This window comes from Amycolatopsis sp. cmx-4-54, assembly GCF_046548895.1.
GTDB lineage: Bacteria > Actinomycetota > Actinomycetes > Mycobacteriales > Pseudonocardiaceae > Amycolatopsis.
Window position 1 is genome coordinate 1 of sequence record NZ_JAEBEJ010000026.1, and the last position, 20809, is coordinate 20809.

The 20809-nt window shown below is 68.9% G+C and carries 19 protein-coding genes; 10 read left to right on the forward strand and 9 right to left on the reverse strand.

All coding sequences use genetic code 11. From position 1 onward, the window contains the following. Window positions 1-283: 283 nt before the first annotated feature. From ACLJQ7_RS42365 to ACLJQ7_RS42380, 4 genes are all read left to right on the forward strand, one after another. Window positions 284-904 carry a hypothetical protein gene (locus tag ACLJQ7_RS42365; protein WP_410653831.1) on the forward strand — a complete coding sequence of 207 codons (621 nt, stop codon included), beginning with the start codon at window positions 284-286 and terminating at the stop codon, window positions 902-904. 109 nt (window positions 905-1013) lie between these two features. After that, a complete protein-coding gene (locus tag ACLJQ7_RS42370; RefSeq protein WP_410653832.1) occupies window positions 1014-1511 on the forward strand; it encodes a hypothetical protein in 498 nt (165 codons plus the stop codon). Between the two features lie 145 nt (window positions 1512-1656). Further along, window positions 1657-2346 carry a sigma-70 family RNA polymerase sigma factor gene (locus tag ACLJQ7_RS42375; RefSeq protein ID WP_410653833.1) on the forward strand — a complete coding sequence of 230 codons (690 nt, stop codon included), beginning with the start codon at window positions 1657-1659 and terminating at the stop codon, window positions 2344-2346. A gap of 94 nt (window positions 2347-2440) precedes the next feature. Further along, window positions 2441-3211, forward strand: a complete 771-nt coding sequence (locus ACLJQ7_RS42380) for a hypothetical protein (RefSeq protein WP_410653834.1) — start codon at window positions 2441-2443, stop codon at window positions 3209-3211. On the opposite strand, the gene ACLJQ7_RS42385 is transcribed toward ACLJQ7_RS42380, so the two are convergent. After that, window positions 3201-3722 carry a hypothetical protein gene (locus ACLJQ7_RS42385; protein ID WP_410653835.1) on the reverse strand — a complete coding sequence of 174 codons (522 nt, stop codon included), beginning with the start codon at window positions 3720-3722 and terminating at the stop codon, window positions 3201-3203. The two genes, ACLJQ7_RS42380 and ACLJQ7_RS42385, sit on opposite strands and share 11 nt — an antisense overlap. A gap of 38 nt (window positions 3723-3760) precedes the next feature. Here ACLJQ7_RS42385 and ACLJQ7_RS42390 point away from each other — a divergent pair, with 38 nt between their 5' ends. Next, window positions 3761-4198 carry a MarR family winged helix-turn-helix transcriptional regulator gene (locus tag ACLJQ7_RS42390; RefSeq protein ID WP_410653836.1) on the forward strand — a complete coding sequence of 146 codons (438 nt, stop codon included), beginning with the start codon at window positions 3761-3763 and terminating at the stop codon, window positions 4196-4198. Between the two features lie 60 nt (window positions 4199-4258). Beyond that, a complete protein-coding gene (locus ACLJQ7_RS42395; RefSeq protein WP_410653837.1) occupies window positions 4259-5431 on the forward strand; it encodes a PucR family transcriptional regulator in 1173 nt (390 codons plus the stop codon). On the opposite strand, the gene ACLJQ7_RS42400 is transcribed toward ACLJQ7_RS42395, so the two are convergent. Beyond that, entirely contained in the window at window positions 5428-5811 is a 384-nt protein-coding gene (locus tag ACLJQ7_RS42400; protein ID WP_410653838.1) for a hypothetical protein, read from the reverse strand. The genes ACLJQ7_RS42395 and ACLJQ7_RS42400 overlap by 4 nt on opposite strands. A gap of 224 nt (window positions 5812-6035) precedes the next feature. Here ACLJQ7_RS42400 and ACLJQ7_RS42405 point away from each other — a divergent pair, with 224 nt between their 5' ends. Continuing rightward, complete coding sequence (locus ACLJQ7_RS42405) at window positions 6036-7070, forward strand: DUF3068 domain-containing protein (RefSeq protein ID WP_410653839.1); 1035 nt, start codon at window positions 6036-6038, stop codon at window positions 7068-7070. Here the strand turns inward: ACLJQ7_RS42405 and ACLJQ7_RS42410 are convergent. Further along, window positions 7064-7762 carry a methyltransferase domain-containing protein gene (locus tag ACLJQ7_RS42410; RefSeq protein WP_410653854.1) on the reverse strand — a complete coding sequence of 233 codons (699 nt, stop codon included), beginning with the start codon at window positions 7760-7762 and terminating at the stop codon, window positions 7064-7066. The genes ACLJQ7_RS42405 and ACLJQ7_RS42410 overlap by 7 nt on opposite strands. Window positions 7763-7910: 148 nt before the next feature. Here ACLJQ7_RS42410 and ACLJQ7_RS42415 point away from each other — a divergent pair, with 148 nt between their 5' ends. Beyond that, window positions 7911-9068 (forward strand): glycosyltransferase family 4 protein, encoded by a 1158-nt coding sequence (locus tag ACLJQ7_RS42415; protein WP_410653840.1) that lies wholly within the window; start codon window positions 7911-7913, stop codon window positions 9066-9068. A gap of 42 nt (window positions 9069-9110) precedes the next feature. On the opposite strand, the gene ACLJQ7_RS42420 is transcribed toward ACLJQ7_RS42415, so the two are convergent. From ACLJQ7_RS42420 to ACLJQ7_RS42430, 3 genes are read right to left on the reverse strand one after another with little or no spacing between them, the layout of a single operon-like run. Continuing rightward, the gene (locus ACLJQ7_RS42420) at window positions 9111-10172 is read right to left on the reverse strand and encodes a hypothetical protein (RefSeq protein ID WP_410653841.1); all 1062 of its coding nucleotides are present in this window, start codon (window positions 10170-10172) and stop codon (window positions 9111-9113) included. 4 nt (window positions 10173-10176) lie between these two features. Continuing rightward, window positions 10177-10356, reverse strand: a complete 180-nt coding sequence (locus ACLJQ7_RS42425; protein ID WP_016335312.1) for a hypothetical protein — start codon at window positions 10354-10356, stop codon at window positions 10177-10179. Window positions 10357-10359: 3 nt separating this feature from the next. After that, on the reverse strand, window positions 10360-12051 hold the full coding sequence (locus tag ACLJQ7_RS42430) for a hypothetical protein (RefSeq protein WP_410653842.1): 1692 nt from the start codon (window positions 12049-12051) through the stop codon (window positions 10360-10362). Window positions 12052-12119: 68 nt separating this feature from the next. Here ACLJQ7_RS42430 and ACLJQ7_RS42435 point away from each other — a divergent pair, with 68 nt between their 5' ends. Continuing rightward, complete coding sequence (locus ACLJQ7_RS42435) at window positions 12120-13319, forward strand: lipopolysaccharide biosynthesis protein (RefSeq protein ID WP_410653843.1); 1200 nt, start codon at window positions 12120-12122, stop codon at window positions 13317-13319. A 5-nt stretch (window positions 13320-13324) separates the two neighbouring features. Here ACLJQ7_RS42435 and ACLJQ7_RS42440 read toward each other — a convergent pair whose 3' ends face one another. Together ACLJQ7_RS42440 and ACLJQ7_RS42445 are read right to left on the reverse strand one after the other, a co-directional pair. Next, window positions 13325-14263: a hypothetical protein gene (locus ACLJQ7_RS42440; RefSeq protein ID WP_410653844.1), complete on the reverse strand. Its 939-nt coding sequence runs from the start codon at window positions 14261-14263 to the stop codon at window positions 13325-13327. A gap of 116 nt (window positions 14264-14379) precedes the next feature. After that, window positions 14380-18324: an alpha-(1->3)-arabinofuranosyltransferase gene (locus tag ACLJQ7_RS42445; RefSeq protein ID WP_410653845.1), complete on the reverse strand. Its 3945-nt coding sequence runs from the start codon at window positions 18322-18324 to the stop codon at window positions 14380-14382. Between the two features lie 40 nt (window positions 18325-18364). Between ACLJQ7_RS42445 and ACLJQ7_RS42450 the strand changes: the two genes are divergently transcribed. Continuing rightward, window positions 18365-19069: a class I SAM-dependent methyltransferase gene (locus tag ACLJQ7_RS42450; RefSeq protein WP_410653846.1), complete on the forward strand. Its 705-nt coding sequence runs from the start codon at window positions 18365-18367 to the stop codon at window positions 19067-19069. On the opposite strand, the gene ACLJQ7_RS42455 is transcribed toward ACLJQ7_RS42450, so the two are convergent. Then, entirely contained in the window at window positions 19063-20808 is a 1746-nt protein-coding gene (locus ACLJQ7_RS42455; RefSeq protein ID WP_410653847.1) for a hypothetical protein, read from the reverse strand. The genes ACLJQ7_RS42450 and ACLJQ7_RS42455 overlap by 7 nt on opposite strands. Window position 20809: the final 1 nt, after the last annotated feature.

Genomic DNA, 20809 nt, shown 5'->3' on the forward strand with positions numbered 1-20809 from the left:
CGAAAACCCTGTACTGCCCATCGTCGGATGATCACAACGAACACCCTGGTCACCACGCCGACAGGCCGGTCAGTGTTCACGATGTCCTGAAACATCGACTGTTCACGATGTCCTGAACTCAGACAGAGGGTTAGAACGACCATTGCCACTCACGACCCCCCGCACGGAGCACCCAAATCGCATATGTCCTTTATGGACGGTTTGCGTGCGTCACGAAACCCCGCTTTGGTCGTCGACGGGAACCAGCCTCTGCGGCAGGGTGCACGCACCGTATCGTCAGCGCATGCCCAAGCTCTTCCCGGTGGTGGAATCCTTGCCAAACGACTATTCGTCGTTCGAGCTGTGGCCGTTTCGCGGCAACGACGGCGAGTGGATCCCCCTGCACCGCGAAATGCCCTCCGACGACGTCGGCGCGGTGGTGCTCTCCCTGCTCGGGCACAGCACGAGCGGCGAACTCACTCGGCCCGACCTCGGGACCGCGTTCGACGAGCTGGTACGGCTCGAGCGCACCTTCCTCCCCGGCGGTCTGCGGCTCGAGGCCGAGGGCATCGTCGTGACTCCAGGTTGCTGCGCCGACCTGACCGACTGGCCGGACTGGCACGGGCTGGCGGACGGGAACGGACCCTATCTCGGTCACGGGCCGGGGTCGGTGTTCGAGTTCGACGGCGAGATCATCCGGTTCTGGCCGGACGCCGACGACGAGGACTGGGGATCCCTCGACGGACGGCGGCTGGAGATCCGGCGCCAGGACCTCCCCGGACTTCTCCAAGGCGTGAACCGGGATCTCGCCGGCTTTCTCGACGCGCTCCGGGTATGGGTGCGGAACCTCGAACCGTCTCGTGAGGATCAGGTCGTCGCCGCCGTGAGCGGTTACTTGCGCGTCGGAGAGTGCCCATCGGCCTGAGCCGAACGGCCCAACCCACGCCCCCATCCGGCAGCATTCGACCGCCATTCGGGTTTGGCCGTCACCCGGACGGGTATCGGGAGGCGGCACGACGAACGAGGGGCCCGACATGACACCCACCGCCAAACGCGCGCACACCGTCGCCCGCGATCTCCTGTCGCTCACCAGATCGGGCGAAGCCGACCAGCTCGCCACCGCGCTCGTGTCCATCGCTTCCTCCACCGCGCGCGCACCGGCGTTCGGTGACGTCGTCGGACGACTGGTCGACACGTTCTCCTTGGCGGCCAAGGACCGCCGCCGGTCGCTGCGGATCGGTGAACCGTTCACCCTGCGCCTGCGGGATCACGCGGGCATGACGGTCCGGCCCGACCGGCTCGATCCGGGCGTGGCCGCGATCGTCCGCGCCATCGCCGCCAACGTTCGCGACGACCGGGACACCTGCGCCGACCAGATCGGCGAGGCCTGCGAGAACACCGATCTCGACCAGCGGATCCGGGTTCTCGCGCACTGCCTGGTCTGGACCTCGGATCTCCTCAGCACCGATACCACCGCCTATCCCCCGGTGCTGTCCTGCTTCAAGATGGCGCCCCGCGAGTGTCCACAGTAGACATTGCGCGGTTCGGATGACTTCCGGCCCGCCGTGTGGACATCCCTCGTCCGGAACGGCAAGCTGGACCACCGCGCACGAAGTCCCAGTCCCCGATGACGGGCGCACCCTTGGCGGCCAGTTCCCGCGAACCAGGAGTGCAGACTTGGACGAGGTAGCGCCATCGACGGTCCCCGCGGATTCCCGTGCCGCCGCCACGGCGGGACGCTTGCCCAACCCGGAGAGCAGGGTGGTCCGGGCGGCCGTGGCCGGTGATCCGGACGCGATCCGGGAGTTGACCCGTTTCCTTTGCCCGCACGTGTTCCGCTACTGCGCGAGCAGGCTCGGGAGCGCCGGAACGGGCGCTTGCGACGCACAGGACTGCGCGCAGGAGGTATTGCAGGCGGTCCTGATCGCGTTGCCCCGCTACCGGTACCGCCCGGACCGGTTCCTCGCGTTCGTCCTGGGGATCGCCGGGCACAAGGTGGCCGATCTGCACCGGCGCCGCTCCCGCGAACCGGTCGCCTCCGTGCCGGAGATCGGCGACGGGCTGCCATTTTGGGCCCGCCGCGACCCCGACGAGCTCGAACGCCTCGAACATCGGCTGCAGGCCGGTGTCCTGCTGGCGAGATTGCCGATGCCGCACCGGCAGGTGCTCGCGCTCCGGTTCGTGTTCGGGCTTTCGGCCGAGGAGACGGCCGAACGGCTCGGCCTGCCGAGCGCGGGAGCGGTCCGCGCGGCCCAGTTCCGCGCGCTCGCGCGGCTCCGGACGTTGCTCACCGAGCGGAACGCGCGTTACGCGAGTGATGTCCCGATCATCGGATCAGTCGCCGAACCGGAGCTCGTCCCGGTATAGAACCGTCCACTTCGGACGATCGATTTCTTGTACGTGCCTTGTACGGGGCTCCACCATCCTGTCCTCCTAATCGGGGAACCACTGGAGGACAGAGATGAAGATCCGATCGAGGATCGCCAGGGGCATGATGGGCACGGCCGCCCTTGCCGGGGCGATCATGCTCGGCGGCGCGGGCGAGGCGCTCGCGGCGACGGGCACGGTGAACACCGACTCCGGGGCGGCGGTGACCGTGCGGTCGAGCCCGAGCACCACCGCGAGTTCGGTCGGCACCGTCGCGAGCGGCACCGCCGTCACGATCGACTGCCAGACGAACGGCTCGACCGTGACCGGGAAGTACGGCACCACCGACATCTGGGACTACGTGCCGTCGAAGGGCGGCTACATCAGCGACGCCTACGTCTACACCGGTTCGGACGGCCGCGTCGCCCCGAACTGCGCCGGCAGCACCCTTTCCTGCTCCACCGCGGGTACCGGCAACCCGCGGACCTGCGCCGAAGCCATCGCGTGGGCGAAGGCACACGTGCACACCCACAACGACCCCGACTACTACCGCTGGTGCGACCGGATCAACGCGTGGGCCTACGGCTGGAACGCGAGCGGCTCGGAAACGGCCTACGTCCACTGGACGCAGATCCCCGGCTCGTTCAAGCACCCCGGTGACACCCAGGTCCCCGCGGGCGGGCTCGCCTTCTTCAGCAACGGCGGTACCGGCCACGCGATGTTCTCCATCGGCGGCGGCAAATTCCTGTCGAACGACATCCATGGCCCCGGCAGCTTCACCGAGACCACGATCGCCGAGATCAAGAACACGTGGGGCTACACCTATCTCGGCTGGTCGCAGCCGTGGTTCAAGATCAACCACTGATCGCGCGAGTGGCCTCGAAACGCTGCCGGACGAAGGGGTTCTCGTCCGGCAGCGTTTCCTCCGCCCGCCAGGAGAAACTGTCGCCGGTCAGCTCGGAGAAGATCCACCGGCGCCGGACACCGTCGGTGTCGGATTCGATCTCGAAGCCGTCCTCCGTCCGCTTGCCGAGGAACGGGATCACCCAGCCGTTGCCGGGGCCGAGCCAGGTCGACCGGAACGCGCCGATCTTTTCGTCGTGGAAGCGCAGGCTCATCCCCCACTCCCCGTCCACATCACCGCCCCTGCTCGCCCGGGCGGGACTGATCCACACGTCGGCCAGCGCGCGGCCGTCGAGCGCCCAGCCGAAATGCCATTCCCCGTCGACGGTCCGGACGGTGCCGTCCTCGGCGTAGTTATGCACCACGAGATCCCAGCTGCCGATCAGCGGCTCGAACACGGCCAGCCGTCCGGCGAGTTCGGGACGCGGCCCCGTGGCGGTGAAGACGGCGGCGAGCCGTTCCGTGACGTCCATACGGGCCAGGATGACTTTTTGACAGTATGCTGTCAAATATGACCGACCTCGTCCACGACTACCGGCTGCTGATCGCCGACGTCTACGAAGTGGCGGGACTGAGCCGCCGGATCAGCGAGCGTGAAGCGGCCGGACTGGGCACCACGGTCGCCCGCTGGCATGTGCTGAGCACGGTGTCCGAAGAACCGCTCGCCGTCCCCGCCATCGCGCGGCGACTCGGCCAGGTTCGCCAGGCCGTTCAACGCGTCGCGGACGACCTGGCCGAGGCGGGCCAGCTTCGCGCGGAGCCGAATCCCGCCCATCGCCGCTCACCCCTGTACGCCATCACGCCCGAGGGTTCACGACTGCTTGAGCGGCTGTGGGACGCGAGCGACTCCCGGCGTCGGGACGTGCTCGACGACAGCGGTGTCACCCCCGGTGAGCTGCGGCAAGCCCGCGACATCCTGCGCAGGTTGTCAACCGCGCTCAGCTCGTGAAACCGCCCTTTCGTCGCATCGTGATAAAAAGCGGCCACGGATGCGGGTTAGAGTTGGCGGATGGGCACCGAAGCTCTCGCTACTCCCGCACCCCGGGAGCAGCGTGTGCTCATGCAGGCGATGCTCACCCGGCTGCCCGAGTTCAGTGACCGCCTCGCCCGGCTCCTCAGCGACGAGGACGAGTTCTATCACCAGGTGGACAGCACCGCGCCGGACGAGTTGCGCAAGGTCTGCCGGGCGAATCTCGAGCGGGCGCTGACCGCGCTCGTCGAGGGGCGGGGGCTCCCGCTCGACGCGGCCCGCAAGACCGGGCTGGCCCAGGCCAGGCAGGGTATCCCGTTACCGTCCGTGCTCCGCGCGTTCCGGATCGGCGGGATCTTCGTCTACGAGCGCCTGCTGGAGCTGGCGGGCCCCGGATCAATCAACCCGGCCCGCACGGTGGAGATCAACGCAGGTGTATGGAAGACCATCGATCTCTACTCCGACGCGCTGACCACCGCGTACAGCGAGGTCGCCGCCGAGCTCTCCCACGAGAAGCTCGCCCTCCTGGACGGCCTGCTGCAGGGCCGGTTCGCCACCCAGACCGAACTCGAGAACGCCGCCCGGGAACTCGGCGTCCCGGCGGCGGGCACCTTCGTCGCCGTCGTGACCGAACCCCTCGAGCCCGACGAACGGCCCGGTGTCGAAGCCCTGCTGCGAGCCCGGCGCTGGAAGTCGGCCTGGCGGCCCGGCGCCGAGGTCGGCCTGGTCGTGATCGATCGCGTCGAGGACATCCGGCGGCTGCGCGACGTACTGGGCACCCTGCCGCTGGCGGTCGGGATGAGCAGGCCGTTCAACGGGTTCCTCGAGGTACCGGACGCGGTCCACCGGGCCCGGATCGCCCGCCGCTCACTGACCACCGGTACTGCCGGGGTCGCCGTCTTCGGCGACTCGCCGGTCACCACGCTGGTCGCGAGCGCGCCGGAGATGTCGCGGGACGTCCTGCGTTCGGTGCTGACCGGGCTCCTGGTGCTGCCCAAGCCGGAGCGGCAGGTCCTGCTCGACACGCTGGTCGCGTGGTTCGCCGGGCACGGCTCGGCCAAGGAGGCCGCGGACCGGCTGATCGTCCACCCGAACACGGTCCGGTACCGGTTGCGCCGCGTGCAGGACCTGACCAGACGCGACCTGTCCGACCCGGTCGACGTCGGCGAGCTCTATGTCGCGCTGGAGGCGGTCCGCCTGGGTGACGCTTAGGCTCTTCGCTCCGGCGCCATGTCGGCGTCGATGATCCTCGCGAGGTCCAGCAGCGTGTGCCCGAGCCCGGGCCGCGCGGTGAGCCGCACGGCGAGGGTCCGGCCGCGCGCGGTCGTGGCGACCGGCAGGGTCACCTCGGGATTCGCGGACCTCGTCCACTGTGGACGTCTTCCGGCCGCCGACAGGACGATATCGGGGTGCGGGGACCGCCGTCCGGGGCGCCACCGTGATCTCCTGGCGTCGAGATCACGAATCACGTTGCCGTGCAACGAAAGCAGCGCGGCGACGTCGGCGACGGCGTCGCGGAGCTCGACGTCGGTGATCGAATCCGAGTAGGCGCCGATGTCCAGCGCGCGGGGATCGTTCGGGTCCTGCGGCACAGAGTTCCTTTCCACGCACCGGAAGTCGTCCGATGGTGGTCCCGCTCACGTTGTTCCCGGGAACAAACATGTTTGGCTGCCTGGTCCGAATGGCGGCGCGCGTACCGCCTTCCGGTCGCACGCGGTGCCTGTGACCGGCGGTCACACCTTTGACGCTGACCGGCCGAGGAGCCAGTATCTGGCGACTGATTACCGATGGGTAATGTGTCTCACCAGGAGGACCGTTGCGTCGAGCGTTGAGCCTGATCTTCTTGGCACTAGGGGTGTTCGCCGTCGCCGGCGCGGTACTGCTGCCGACCTACGTGAAGCCCGAGCTCGCCAAGGTGCCCCTGAACCAGGAATCGACGTCGATCCTCGAAGGCACCGCGTCCAAGGTGCTCGCGGTGAAGACCGAGAACGGCAAGACCGTCACGGAGATCCGCGACAACGCGAAGCTGAAGGCGACCGCCCGCGTGGTGGCGAACTTCTCGCCGCCGGAAATGCGGGAGGGCACGGACGTCGCCGTGTGGCTGATGGCCGTCTCGGTCGTCGACACCAGCGACCAGACCGTGGTCAGCGCGAGCAAACGCCAGGTCTGCTTCGACCGCCGCACCGCCGAGGGCTACGTCCCTCCGGGCGGCGACCAGGAAGCGAAGTGCTCGGCCAACAGCAGCTTCGTCACCAAACTCAAGGAAAAGCCCGAAAAAGAGGGTGAGAAGCCCAAGGAGATCCAGGAGTACCGGCCGCAGCCCGGCCTGAACTTCAAGTTCCCCTTCGGCACCGAACAGAAGGACTACCAGGTCTACGACGACAACACCGGCCGCGCCGTCCAGGCCCGGTTCCAGGGCGTCGAGGACATCAAGGGCGTCGAGGTCTACAAATTCGTCCAGGAGATCCCCGCCACTAAGGTCTCGACGAGGAAGGTGCCGGGCTCGCTCATCGGCGCCACCGGTGACTCCGTCGAGGCAGGCCAGTTCTACCAGGGCACCATCACGAGCTGGATCGAGCCGGTGACGGGGATCCAGGTCAAGCAGGAACAGCGGTCGCACCAGGAACTGCGGTCGGCCGCGAACCCCACGCCCACGGTCGTCTTCGACGGCACGCTGGCCTTCACCGACGCGACCGTCGACACGATGGTCAAGCAGGTGGACGAGAACAAGGGCAAGCTGGACTTCATCGGGAGCACCGGGCCGATCGTGCTCGGGATCGGCGGCGCGGCCTTCCTGGCGCTCGGGGTCTTCCTGCTGGTGAAGCGCCGCCGCGCCCCCTCGCGTCACTGACGCTTGCGCAGCACCATCACCAGATTCCACGACGCGATCTCCCGGATCGCCGGAACGTGCGCGATCCACTGGGCCCAGGAGGGGTGGTAGCGCGGGTAGACCTCCTGGAGATCGGCGAGCGGCGCGGCCTTCCCCCACCGGATCGCCGCGCCTGCCGAAAAGGCGAAAAGGCTCTCCCCGAATTTGTTCTTCGGCTCCTTGCCGTTCTTTTCGAGATACCGCCGCCGGGCGTAGTGGCCGCCGAGGAAATGCCACGGCGCCGTCTCGTGACCGCCCCACGGCGAATACCACGGCGTGAACGAGGCGAAAATCGTGCCGCCGGGTTTGGTCACCCGGCACATCTCGGCCAGCATGACCTCCGGTTCGGAAACGTGTTCGAGGACGTTCGACGAATAGCAGACGTCCACGGACGCGGTGCGCACCGGCAGTTTCGTCCCGCTGCCGCGGACCATGTTCTCGCCGGCCTCTCCCCGCGCCGTCAGCTCTCCGACGTCGGGATCTATGCCGAGATAAGTGGCTCCGGCGGCGCGGAACGCGTCGGAGAAATAGCCCGGCCCACCACCGACGTCGACGATGGTTCGGCCGTTCAACGGAGTGTGCTGCGCCAATTGCCGGACCGAGTCGCCGGCGAGTACCGAGTAGAAGCCGTCCGGATCCGTCTGTTCGGTGAGAAAAGCGCGGAACAACGTCACCGATCTGCGCAAAGTGGCGCGATGAGGCATCGTCACTGGGGCCACCGACCGATTACCGACCATCGAACCATCGCTTTCCGAGAATGATTCATCTACCGTGTACGCACCGGTAACCTAGCATTGTCGCTAACAGGTTGGGAGAACCACGATGGAACGGCCACGTGTGCTGCTCGTCAACTGGCGCGACACCGGGCATCCGGAGGGCGGCGGCTCCGAGCGGTACGTCGAACGGATGGCCGAAGGACTCGCCAAGGCGGGATACCGGGTCGAGATCCAGTGCGCGGCGTACCCGGGCGCCAACGCCGGGGAATGGCGTGACGGAGTCCGTTATCGCCGCCGTGGCAACAAGTTCGGTGTCTACCTCCACGCGCTCCGGGCGATCCGGAAGGCGCACGCCGACCTCGTCGTCGACGTCCAGAACGGGATGCCGTTCTTCGCCAGGCTCGTCGCCGGTTGCCCGGTTCTCGTGCTGGTGCACCACGTCCACAAGGAACAGTGGATCAGCGCGCTCGGCGAGACTCTGGGCCGCGTCGGCTGGTGGATCGAGTCGCGACTGGCGCCGTGGCTGTTCCGGCACTGCCGCTACGTCACGGTTTCCGAGATCACCAAGGGCGAACTGGCCGGGCTCGGCGTCGAAGGCTCGCGGATCACCGTGGTCCCCAACGGGTTGGACACGCCCCCGCGCGGCAAGGCCGTCCGCGGCACCGAGCCGACGCTGGTCGCGGTCAGCAGGCTGGTGCCGCACAAGCGGATCGAGCACGCGATCGACGTCGTCGCGGAGCTGACCCGGCGCTGGCCGACGCTGAAGCTGGAGATCGTGGGCCAGGGGCCGTGGGAAGAGGTCTTGCGCAAGCACGCCCGCGACAGAGGCGTCGAAGACCGCGTGCGGCTGCACGGCTGGGTGGACGAGGGCGAGAAGCACGAGATCCTGGAACGGTCCTGGCTGCACCTGTGCCCGTCGGTCAAGGAAGGCTGGGGAATCGTCATCATGGAGGCCGCCGCGCACGGCGTGCCCTCGGTGGCCTACCGGGCGGCGGGCGGGGTGGCCGAATCCATCGTGGAGGGCAAGACCGGCCTGCTGGCCGATGACTTCGCCGATTTCACCGCACAGGTCGACGGCCTGCTCGCCGACCGGGCACGGCGGACGGAAATGGGCAAGGCCGGCATCACGTGGGCGAGCCTGTTCGACTGGGAGCATAGCGTGAACCGCTTCGAATCACTCGTGCGCGACGTGGCCGGGGTGGCCGTTCCCCATCCCAGGGTGCTGACGCCTGTTGGCGGAGCTGAGGTTTTGTCCGGAAAGTGACCCTAGCGTGAACCCGCTGTGCCGAATCACCGACGGGTTCACCTAAAGACACTGACACCGCAGGGCTTTCACGAGCCCGTCGGCCAAGTCGGCCGTGGCGGCGTCGTCGAAGTCCTTGCGGCGGGCGCGCACGGTGACGGTGCTCGTCTCGCCGACGGTCACCGCGCCGAACGCCACGCCTGAGCGGCCGCTGGCGGCGGGATAGAACGCGATCGACGTGACCGCGTCCGCCGCCGAAACGACGCCGAGATTGGAAACCAGATAGGTCGAACCGAGCCTGCCCGCCAGCAGCCGGGTGCCCAGCCGGGCGATCCTGCTGCTGCGGGCGGGGAAATCGGGTTCCGGCGGTTGCGCGGCCAGCAGCGCGCGCACTTCGGCGACCGTGGATTTCCCGCCGAGCCGCAACCGGAAGAACGCGCTGTCGTGCAAGGGTTCGGGCGCGGCTCCGCTGCGCAAGGACGCGCCGACCGCGGCCACCACCCTGACGGCTTCCTCGCCGTGCCGGGCGTTCCAGGTCTCGGTCAGCTTGGCGGCGGCCGCCGCGAAGGCCGAGGAACCGAGCCGCGAGCGAGGGAGAATCCGCGCACTGAAAACGTCTCCTGGGCGACTTTCCGCCCGTTCCGGGGTGATTCTCGCCGGAGGTGCGAAAAGCGCTTCAGCGAGACGCTGGAAGGCGGACACGAGAAAGGAGCGGTCGGCCGTGCGTGCGCCGATTCCCTTGGCTGCGGACGAGATCGGGATGTCCAGCGCCAGCCCGAGGACGGCGAGCAGGCCGAGGCCGTCGAGGGCGCCGTGATGCGCGGCGATCAGCACGACGGGCTCGTCGACGCCGACCGCGACCCGGAGCAACGGCGCGCCACGTTCGTACGAGGTCTCGGCGAAACGATCGCGGATCGCCGAAAGTTCTTCGCCGGAAACGGCCACGACTTCGGGAACGGCGCCGAGCCACGGCCGTTCCTCGACCGCGACCGCCAGCCGCATCCGCGCCTTTTCCGGCGTCAGCAACGAAGACAGTCTCGCTTCCAGGAGGATGCTCCAGGAAACGGTGGGATCGCCGTAGAGCCCGACGACCCGGCCGGCATGGTCGGAAGCGAGCTCGGACACCGGCTCAGCGGTTGCCGTAAATGACGTGCTCGGGGCTCGAGTTCGGGTTGAACTGCTCCTTGATCTTCGCCTGCACCTGGGGTGCGGCGTCCGGATCCGCGGTGTTCGTCAGCGCGTAACTCCCGCCCGCGGCCGTCGCGAGCCCGATGATGACGGCGGCTGCCGCGCCGATGAGGGTGCCCAAGACCTACTCCTTCCGAGACAGGGAATTCCTGCGTCGGCTCAATGTACGCACCGGTAACTTGAGGCACAACAGTGCGGCGGCGATCGATGACAGCGCTACTCCGTTTGCCAGCACCACGGGGATCGATGAGCGCGTCCCGGTCACAGCAGGCTCACCGGGAGTACGGTAAAGCGTGAGCCAGTCACCGGACCACACCTGTTCCGCGCCGGTCAGCAACCGCGGGTCGACCCGCCCCGGCGTCCCGTGTTCGACCAGGATCCAGCCGATTCCCGCCGCGGAAAGGTCTTCCGGCGACTTCGCGGCGCGGACACGGTCCATTCTGGAATCCTCGCCCGCGATCTCCTCGCCGCCGACGCGGAGTGTGTCGTCGACGAGGACCGTCTCGGGCAATGCCCGCGGCGCCGGGTCCAGCTGTGTCCGGTGGTCGTTCCAGGCGAAACTGCGGAACGTGGACAGCGGCAGCGCGACGACGTCACCGGGCCGGTCGTCTTCCGCCAGCACCCGGTGGACGGCGTTCCAGTCCTCCGGGTAGCGCACCGCTTCGAGCCTTCCCCAGCCGCCCCAGGCGAGATCGGGCATGGTGAGCAAGGGAAAGAGCGCGGCGGCCACGACGAGTGCCCTACGCGCCGCCCCGGTCCGCAGGCGCGCGGCGGCGGCTTCGACCGCCAGCGCGAACCCGAGCGCGACCGGCAGCGCCCACCAGGCCACCCATTTCTGCGCGTCCCGCAGCAGTCCCGCGCCGGGAACGTGCCCCATCGCCCAGGAGAGCACGGGCTCGCCGTACGGCAGTGTCGCCAGGGCGGCGAGCACGACACCGAGAACGCCCAGCAGCAGCAACGCTCTCGCCGGCGGCGTCCCCCACTTCCGCGCGAGGGGACGGAGCCCGGCCAGCGCCACGGCGACCGTGACGAGGATCAGCACCGGCGCCATCGGCGCGCCCCGGCTGCCGGGTACGACGTCACCGTTCCAGATTCCACCGAGCCCGAGCACGCTCAGGATCGCCGGGCCCCAGCTCTCCGCGCGGGCACTGAAGGCGGCCACTCCGGCGGGATCGGACAGCGTGCCGCCGTCGTGCAGGAACGTCGGGACGAGCCACGGCAGGTTGAGCACGACGGCGAGACCGACGGTATGGCCCAGTTTCCGCGGCCCGGCCAGCACGATCGCGGTGAGCGCGGCCAAGACACCGCCGGGTGGCGTGAGTACGGCGGGGGCGCAGGCGAGCACCAGCCGCGCGAGCGCCCTCGGTTCGTTCCGGCGCAAGGAAAGCGCCGCGCGCGCGATCCACGGGAGGCACGCGTAGGTGAGCAGGAGCGGCCAATGCCCGATGAACAACCGCTCCGCGAAATAGGCCGTCCACGCGTACCCGGTGGCCGCGACGATCCGCGTACCGAGTTGCTCCGTCGGGACCAGCCGCCCTGCGCCGTATGCCGCGAGGAACAGCGAGAGCAGCAAGACGATTTTCTGCACGACGTCGCCGGGAACGATCGCGGTCGCGAGCGCGATCACGGCGTCGGCGGGAACCGATCGCGGCAGGGCGGAACCGAGTCCGAGCGCGTCCGGGATCAGCGACTGACGCTGGGCGAACACCATGTCGTAACTCAGGACGAAACCGCGTCCGAGCACGGGCAGGAACACCAGCGACGCCAGCCCGGCCGACACCGCGGCCAGGGCGAGACGTTCGCGCCGTGCGTCCAACTGCTCTTCCCTTTCCGCCGCGATCGCGGTTATGGTCGCTCGATTACTCGCCGGTAATGGGAGCACCGTTGAGCGTAGACGTCGAGGTCGAGACGACCAGGACCGACAAGCGTGTCGCGGCGATCCTCGTTTCCCTCGTGCTGGCGGCCAACAACGCCGGCGCCTACGTGCTGAGCATCGTCGCCGCCCGGCTGCTCGCGCCGAGCGCGTTCGGTGAGCTGAGCTCGTTGCTGGCGGTGCTGGTGATCGGTGTCGTCCCCGCGATGGGGCTGCAGACCGTCGTCGCGCTGCGGGTGGCCCGCAAACTGCAGGACAGCGGGACGCTCCTCGCGCTCGGCCTCACGACGAGTGCCATCGTCGCGACCATCGGCCTGCTCCTGGCGCCGGTGCTGGTCTTCGTGCTGCACCTGGATTCCGTGGTGCCCGCACTCCTGCTCGCCGTCACGCTCGGCCCGCTGACGCTGCTCGGGCTCTTCCACGGCCTGCTGCAGGGCAGCGGCCGCTTCGCCCTCCTGGCCGGGCTCATGGCGCTCGAAGGCGCGGGCAAGGTCGGCGGCTCGCTGATCGGCCTGCTGATCGGCGGCGACGCCACCGGCGCGCTGGCCGGGACCGCGATCGGCTCGTACCTGGTGATCTTCTGTGGCTGGATCCTCTGTGGACGGCAGCGCCCCCGGAAGGCGGGCCGGAACGCGGGCGAAGTCCTGCACGCGGCGCAGGCGATGCTGGCGCTGGTCCTGCTGGTGAACCTAGACCTGGTGCTGGCGCGCCACACCCTCCCCGCGACCGAAGCCGGTGAGTACGCCCTCGGCGCGATCGTCACGAAGATCGCCTACTGGCTCCCGCAAGCCGTCGGTGTCCTGGTGCTCCCCCGCTTCGCGAACGGCGACGACCGGCGCCGCATCCTGCCCGCCGCCCTGGCCGTCTGCGCCGCCCTCGACGCCGTCGTGCTCCTCGTCTCGGTGGTCGCCGGCCCGCGCTTGCTCACCTTCATCGGCGGCTCCGGCTACGCGGCCAGCACCATGCCGGTCTGGCCGTTCGCCCTCGCCGGCTCGATGCTCGCGCTGGTGCAGATCCTGCTGTTCTCGCGTCTCGCCGCCGGCGACCGGCGGGTGACCGTGCTGATGTGGACGACCGTCGTGGTGGAAACGGTGCTGGTGACCGCTTGGCTGCACTCTTCGGCTGTTCAGGTGGTGACCGTCGCCGCTTGCTGTGCCGGTGGTCTCGCACTGTCGGGCGCTGTGCTGGAGTGGCGGTCACGGCGGAGGTGAGCGGCTCATCCGATGTGCACGTCAGGACGTGGGCGCCGCTGGGCACTGCGAAACGCCGCTCTGAGCTCTTCCAGGACGGCGTCCGGTTCGGTACGGATACGGGACGGCAATGTCTGGAGTACGACGATCCCGGCCGCGGCATAACGCGCGTTTCGCGCGAGGGTCGCGCGGAAGTGGTCGCCCTGGGAGTGGTAGCCGCGGGAATCGACTTCCCAGGCGAATCCGACCTCGTCGCACCAACCGTCCGGCTTCGCGACGAACCGGCCAGTCGCATCGAAGACCTTCACGTTCCAGCGGAACGCCGGTAGTCCTGAACGCGCCCACAGACTCCACGCGTCGGCCTCGGCGACAGATTGCGCGCCGCCCTGGATCGGCGCCAGCGCCCGTAGCAGTCTCGGGTCCAATCGAGACCGCTCGTCGATCTCGACGGCGAGTGCCCTGGGCAGGCAATGACGCTCCTGCACCGCTTCGGCCATCATCGCCACGATCGGATCCAGACCGGGGGTTCGTCGTGCCGCGTCGATCACCGCCCGCGGCACGGGAGCGGTGGGAATACCGGCTCTGATCCGCGGCGCCGGCAGACGTCGCGTCCGTTCGACATGGATGAACCCGGTACTGGCGATCGCCCGCTCGGCCGGAACGAGGACATGCACGTCACCGAAATCCGGCAAGTTTCTCAGGCCGTAACGCCTGAGCGCGGACACGCCGGTGAGCATCGACCCTTTACGCGCGTGCAGCAGGCCCGCCTCGATCCGCTGTTCTTCGGTCGGCTCACCGTTCCCGAGCAGCACGATTCCGGGCAGCAGCATCCGCCACACACCCCCGGGCTCGCACCGGCGCCAGATCGTTCTCCTGGGCACACCGAGCTCTTCGAGCCGCTTGGCCCCGACCACGGCCGGGCCGCTCGTCACCAGTGGGTGCTGTGCCCAATCCCCTCTTCGCACCTGATCAGCTTGAGCCACCCCACCGACAGAAAACGCGGCTTGACGTCGTGACCGGTCCGGTGAAGCGGGGGTGTGTGGAAATAGGGACATTCAACGTCTCTATTTCCACACACCCCTCACGCTCTGTCACCCTCGGACTCGCGTCCACCGAACCAAGGCACACAGGTCGCCACCATCGCCGCCGCCGCCAGCAGCAGCGAAGCCTGCGTCACCGGACCGTAGGCCCACTCCTGACCGTGCCCCAGCAGCCGCCCCACCACCGCGACGAGCGTTCCCACGACCATGCCGCCGAAAGCGAGGTACCGCGGCGCGCGTTCGCTGAACTGGCGGGCGAGCAGGACGGCGATCAGCAGCACGATCGGCAGCATTCCGCCCAGGACGGCCAGCAGTCCGATGAGCACCACCGGGACCACCCGCCCAGAGCCCGCCTCGACCGAAACACGTCGCCGACGGACCGGCCACAGGGTGCCGACCAGCACCAGCAGGATCGCGAACGCGCCGATCAGCAGACCCGACCGGTACTTCCAGTCCGGGGTGAACTCCAGCCGCACGACACCGCCGGAGCCGGCGGGCAGGATCCACGCCTGCTGCCAGCCGTCGACGCGCGTCTTCGCCAGCGGAGTCCCGTTCAGCGAAGCGGTCCAGCCCGCGTTCGCGTTTTCCGGAACGGCCAAAATGGACTCGTCGCCGCCTGCGACGCTGACCGAGCGGGACGTCGCGTCCCAGGAATCCACCGTGACGGCACGGTATCCGGCGACTCCAGAAGCTTGCCCGACAGGCTTGAGCCAGAGATCTTGGACCACAAAAGACTCGGACCGGTCGGTCCACAGCTCGTGCCCGCCCACCGCCAGGTCGACGCCGCCCGCCGAATCGGGGCACGCGGAGAGCGTCAGCGGCCGGTGCGCGACGAAGTCGGCGAGGGTGCCGCGCACGGACGTGTCGTAGTCGAAGCCGTCCAGGCGGACGTTCGGACCCGATCCGCAGGGCAGGGTGAATTCCGCGGCCGGAGTGGGAAGTTCGGCGCCGGTCAGGGACAGGCTCCCGATGCCCAGCGAGTTCCGCGTCCGCTGGTCGTCGTCGAGGCCGGCGAACGCGATCTTCAGCTGCGAGGTTTCCAGGGGCGGGAACGTCGCCGCGCCGGAGGTGTCGAGTTCGACGGAGCGGCTCGACGTCGGTGTGGTCAGTTCCAACCGCGCGGGCGCGCCCGTCTCGGCGGCGACGCGGATCCCCGAGACCGTCTGGGGTTTCGCCCAGTCCAGGATCAGCGTCGGCCGCAGGTCGGTGACGTCGGGCAGCCAGGTGGTCGCGGGATTCCCGTCCACCGCGGCGAATCCGCTCGCCGAGGGATCCCCGCCCAGTTGCGAAGTCGCCGACACCTGCACGCCGGGCACGGTCACCGGGAACCGGCCGCCACCGGCGGGCAGCACGGTGCCGCCGAACTCGTAGGCGCTCGGCGACGTCGTCGAGAACAGCCGCCGGATCCCGTCCGGTTCTTCACCGTCGCGACCCGCGTTGGCATCGCAGCGGACGTGTCCGCCGTCGGGCACGCACGCGTATCGCGGCTGCGCGCCCCGGGTGAACGCGAAGCCCGGCGCCGAACCGGGGCCCAGGTCGGCGGGGACTTCGAGCGCTCGTTGCGGGTCGACGTCGGGGATCTTCAGCTCCGAGATCCCGACGTTGCCGTCCTGCCTGCCGACCACGAGCGACAGCAACGTGATCCGCACCTTGCGCGTCACCCCCGCGGGCGCCGGATAGGGGTGCGCCCCCGCACCCCGGACGACCTGGTGATCGACGGAACCGTTGTCCGTGGTGATCCGGATCCGGGTCGGCGGCCAGCCGACGCGGATGTCGTCGACCATCGCGAGATCGACCGAGTTCACCAGCCTCGGCGTATCGAGCTCGACTTCGAGCCACTCGCCGATCGGACCGGTGAAACTCGACGAATGCCAAGCGGTGCGCGGATCCCCGTCCAGCGCGGCGAACGGCTGATGGCTCGGATCCGAACCGCCGAACGCGTCCGCGAACGAAGCCGCCGTCGACGCGTTGACCGAACGGATCCCCCGATAGGCGGCCACGGTCTGATGCTGCTCGCCGGGAAACGGCAAGACGTCCAGCGCGGCTCGTTGCTGCCGCGCGGATTCCCCGGCGGTCAGGGTCTGGCTCAGGTTGTCCCGCACGCCGCCGACGTTGCGTTCGGCGCGGCGCAGCCCGTCGGTGACCAGCCGCGGCCCGGTCGGCGAACCGCCGTCCCCGGTCAGCACCGTCGGCGTGCCGGGGTCGAGCTGCCCGGAGTTCATCAACGGCAGCAGGTTCTCCGGACCGCCGCTCACCGTCGGGACGTCCTTCGCGGACGTCGCGGTGACGAGCGGCACCGGCCGTTTCACCTCGAAGATCTCCAGCGGGCCGAACTGGGCCGACTTCTCGATCCCCGGTGACCCGGCCAGCCCGGCGCGCAACGTCGTGAAGTCGGGCGCGCCGACCTTCGCGCGGTCGATGTCGCCGCGCAGCACCAGGAACCGGTAGCCCGATCGCGCGAGCAGCGCCGCGAGCCCGGGATCTCCCCTGCCGTCGGCCAAAGCGGCGTCGACGGAGTCCATCAGGCGGGTGTTGCCTTCCGAGCCCAACGGGACCTGATTTCGCACCGCCCACGGACTGTCCGCGATGGCCTGCGCCGGTTCGTCCACCGTGCGGCCCCAGTCGTACTCGCCGAATCCGGTCGCGGGCAGGAGCAGCGTGCGTGCGGTCGCGTCGGTCTTGGCGACGTGGCCCATCGCGTCGTACCAATATCCCGGTACTTCGTCCCAGCCCGGCCCGGGCCGCAACGTCAGCAGCCAGACCGGCGCGGCCATCGCCACGACCAGCAGCGCGCCCAGCGCGGGCCGCAGATGGCGGCGTAGTGCCAGCGCGGCGCTGGTGCTGCCACGGCTTGTGATGCCATGGACGAACGCCAGCATCAACGGCAACCGCAGCACCGGTTCGAACTTGTGGACGTTCCGCAGCGGCGCGAGCGGGCCGTCGAGCAGCTGCCGCACCGGTTCCGCCAGCGGGCTGTCGAGCGTCCCGACATAGCCGACGGTCAGCAGCGTCAGCCCGGTCAGCACACCGAGCACCAGGAAACGCCGTTCAGGCAGGCCACGCCGCGCGAGGCCGAACAGCCCCACCGCGGCCACCAGCCCGGTGGCCGCCATCAGCACGGGATTGTCGATCAGCGCCCAGCCCGACGGCCACCACGGCGTGCCCTGCACGACGTAGGCGACCCACTGGTTCGTGCCGCGCAGCACCTCGAACAACGACATCGGCGCCGTGGTGTTGGTCGCGGATTCGATGTAGTCGAGGAACGGCAGACTGTACTGGCCGAGCAGCACCAGCGGCAGGAACCACCACAGCACCACGCCGACGACGAAGACGAACCACCAGATGACCAGCGTGACATGCGTGCTTCGCCATTTCCGGGTCAGCAACCACAACCCCGGGAGCACGAGCGCCATCACGACCATCGCGCCGTTGATCCCGCCCATGCACAGCACGGCGAGCGCGGACAACCCGGCGGCCCGGCGCGGCGAGCCGATGCGATCGACGAGGATCAGCGGCAGCAGCACCCAAGGCAGCAGGACGGCCGGCAGCATCTCCGAGGACAGCGAACCGATTTCGGTGACCATCCTCGGGGCGAGGGCGTAACCGACTGCGCCGATCAGCCGAGTCCGTTCGTTTCCTATTTTCAGCGCGCGGGCGACGAGGAGCGCGCCGCCGAACGCGACCGAAAGCAGGATCGCGCACCACAACCGCTGCGCGATCCACACCGGTATCCCGACTGCCTGGCACAGCGCGAAGAACGGCCCCATCGGGAACAGATAGCCGTACGCCTGGTTCTGCAACTCCCCCGCCGTCGCCTGGGGATTCCACAGGTGCAGCGCCCTGCCGAGGAAGGCGAGCGGATCCACGGCGAGATCGAGTTTCGTGTCGAAGGTGGTCCTACCGGGACGCTGCGCAAAGGACAGCACGGTGAGCGCCAGCACGATCCACGTGCTCGGCCGTTTCACGAGTGCCCCGGGGGTTACCATCCGGTAGATACTAGGCGGAAACGTGGCTACTATGCGCCCTATGACAGACGGTTTCGAAGAAGCGTGGTCGCTCGCCGAACCCGTCAAGGGCTGGATGACGCGGGAGCAGGGCCTTGCCCTGTGGAACGCGGCGTGCCGGCTGGACAAGGGTGACCTCGTGGTCGAAATCGGCAGCCACCAGGGCCGTTCGACGATCGTGCTCGCCAGCGCCGCCCGTACGGTCGGCGCGCGGGTGGTCGCCGTCGACCCGTTCGTCGATGGTCGCCTGTTCGGTGGATCGCCGACACGCCAACGGTTCGAGGCGAACCTGCGGAAGGCGGGCGTCGAGGACGTCGTGGAATTGGTGGCGGAGTACAGCACGAAGCTCCGCCCGGGCTGGGACCGTCCGATCCAGCTGCTCTACATCGACGGCAAACACGATTACTGGACCTACACCGACGACCTGCGCTGGTCGGCCAACCTGACCGCCGGCCGGGAAATCCTGGTCCACGACTGCTTTTCGTCGATCGGCGTCACCCTCGGCACGATCGCGAAAGTCCTCTTCGGACGGCGCTACACCTACCTCGACCGCGCGACGTCGCTGGCCCGGTTCCGGCTCTCCCCGCCGTCGGTCAAGGACAGGCTCCGCGTGCTCGCCCAACTGCCGTGGTTCCTGCGCAACGTCGGGATCAAGATCCTGCTGCGGCTCCGGCTGGCTCCCGTGGCGAGGGTATTCGGCCACGACAGCCCGTACGACCCCTACTGAGTGAGCGGCTTGCCGACCTCGACCTTCGCGAGACAGACCGGAGCACCCTTGGCGGACAGCTGAAAGCCGATCTTGTCGAACAGGCCCTCGATCGGCAGGTACATCGTGTGCAGGCCGGGCTGGAACCACACCGGCACACGGGCGCCGTCGCGGTCCACGAACCCTTCGCCGCCGTCCGAGGTGAAGTAGTCGATCCGCAGCAGGTGACGGCCGAGAACGGGCGTGTCCAACGGAACGCGGACCAGTTGTTCCCCGACGGCGTACCCACAGCCCGCCACCGGGCCGGGCACGCCACGGGAAACCGGTTCCACACCGGTGATCGTCCGCGCGGTACCCGAATCGTCCAAAAGGGACATCCGGCTCGTCGGCTGGTCGAACAGGAAACCAGGGATCAGGCCCACCACTCGCGACGTGCGCGCGTTTTCCCCGAACCACCCGTGCAAGACGTCATTCGGCACCGCCGTGTCGAACAACACGAGGTCGGGTTCCCGGTCGATCGAGGCCCGCGCGTTGGCGAGGAACTCCCGGGAGTGGTCGAACCGCAGTCCGGGCGCCAACCGGGAGAACCCCACGGCCGAACTCGCGATCAGGGCAAGGCACAACGCCAGGGCGATCGGCCGTTTCGCCGTGGACGGCACGGTATCCGAAGGCCGGCCGAGTGGTTTCGGTTCCAGAAAGGCGAAAGCGAGACACAGCGCGACGACGAGCGCCAGATCGGCGACGTAGCGGGGATCGCTGCCCAGTTCCGGGCCGACCTCGGTGAGCCGGGTGGCCGCCGAAAGCCCGATGTCCGCCACGAACACCAAGCCCAGCAGCAGCCACGCCTTCCTGGCCCGGAGCCCGCCCACGCGGATCCCGGCGACCAGCACCGCGACGGCCAGGAGCAACAGCGGAATCCGCACCGCCACGGGTGAAGCGGCGAACGTCGCGCCGGGTCCCGGTCCCGACCATGGCCCACCCAGGAGTCCGGGGATCAGGGTGTCGCCGAGCATCCGGCCCGTCATGTCCGCGACCGTGCCGACGGTGACCGCGCCGCCGCCCTGCCCGACCTGACTCGTCGTCAAGGCCAGGAAAACGACGGCGTAGCCCGCCAAAACGGCGGCGAGGACACCCATCAGCACGAGGTGGCGGCGCAGGGAAATCCCGAGCAGCACGGTGATCCCGGCGATCAGGACCGGGATGAACACGGCCTTTTCGTAGAAGGCCAGCCCGAACACGGTCCAGGCCACGGTGGCGATCGCCCAGCGCCCGCCGTCGGCGAGATACCGTACGTGCGCGTGGAGGGCGGCGGTGGCGGCCAGCAGCACGGGCGCGATCTGGATCGCGTACGCCCACCACAACGTCGGGACGAGCAGCAAGGTCGACGTCGTGAACATCGCGAACGGGACGAGAATCCCCCACCGGCGCCCGAAACAGCGCACCAGCACCGCCCACAGCAGCACGGAGGACGCCGCCTGCATCATCAGGACCGGCGCCATCAGCACGGCGAAGTTCAACGGCGCCCACGCGGTCAGCACGTCGGCGAGCAGGAAACCGCCCGGCGCGAGATGACCGTGGTAATCCTGGAAGAAGTAACCGAAGTCGAACGGGCCCGACTTCGCGGCGTGATACGTGATGACGAAATCGTCTTGCGCGAGACTGCCGCGCATGGCGGCCCACGCGTGCAGCACGAAGGGGAGCACACCGGCGGCGAACGCGACCGATGTGACCGGCGAGAGTCTTTTCCCCCGGAGAGCCAAG

Coding starts and splice junctions, on each gene's coding strand:
- ACLJQ7_RS42365 (WP_410653831.1), top strand. CDS start 284: ATGCCCAAGCTCTTCCCGGTGGTGGAATCCTTGCCAAACGACTATTCG.
- ACLJQ7_RS42370 (WP_410653832.1), top strand. CDS start 1,014: ATGACACCCACCGCCAAACGCGCGCACACCGTCGCCCGCGATCTCCTG.
- ACLJQ7_RS42380 (WP_410653834.1), top strand. CDS start 2,441: ATGAAGATCCGATCGAGGATCGCCAGGGGCATGATGGGCACGGCCGCC.
- ACLJQ7_RS42385 (WP_410653835.1), bottom strand. CDS start 3,722: ATGGACGTCACGGAACGGCTCGCCGCCGTCTTCACCGCCACGGGGCCG.
- ACLJQ7_RS42390 (WP_410653836.1), top strand. CDS start 3,761: ATGACCGACCTCGTCCACGACTACCGGCTGCTGATCGCCGACGTCTAC.
- ACLJQ7_RS42395 (WP_410653837.1), top strand. CDS start 4,259: ATGGGCACCGAAGCTCTCGCTACTCCCGCACCCCGGGAGCAGCGTGTG.
- ACLJQ7_RS42415 (WP_410653840.1), top strand. CDS start 7,911: ATGGAACGGCCACGTGTGCTGCTCGTCAACTGGCGCGACACCGGGCAT.
- ACLJQ7_RS42445 (WP_410653845.1), bottom strand. CDS start 18,324: ATGGTAACCCCCGGGGCACTCGTGAAACGGCCGAGCACGTGGATCGTG.
- ACLJQ7_RS42450 (WP_410653846.1), top strand. CDS start 18,365: ATGACAGACGGTTTCGAAGAAGCGTGGTCGCTCGCCGAACCCGTCAAG.